Origin of the sequence: Neisseria sp. P0014.S009 (assembly GCF_051958155.1) — a bacterium.
Lineage (GTDB): Bacteria > Pseudomonadota > Gammaproteobacteria > Burkholderiales > Neisseriaceae > Neisseria > Neisseria flavescens_C.
Genome location: NZ_JBQCVS010000262.1, coordinates 1 through 236, shown reverse-complemented (window position 1 = coordinate 236; position 236 = coordinate 1). Strand labels below are relative to the sequence as shown.

At 47.0% G+C, this 236-nt stretch carries 1 protein-coding gene; it reads right to left on the bottom strand.

What is annotated here, in order from left to right:
• On the bottom strand, window positions 1-236 hold a 236-nt coding region (locus tag ACTHS4_RS12585; protein WP_440366056.1), incomplete at both ends, for a hypothetical protein.

Below are 236 nucleotides of genomic sequence, written 5' to 3'. Positions count from 1 at the left end.
CCGTACATTGTTCATCAAAAGGAATACTTTCACCGCAGTAAGAACATTGGATATCACTACAGCTATATTTGTAACGCGTCACGCCAGATGTACCGCAGTTTCTACAGCGCCACGCAGTATCGAAGCGTTGGTCTTCGTTTTTACCTCGTTCATCCGATTTTACCCGTAGATTGATGCCAGCAGAACGGTATACGCGCCCATCCAATACAACATCCGAACCAGGTGCGTATTCACGC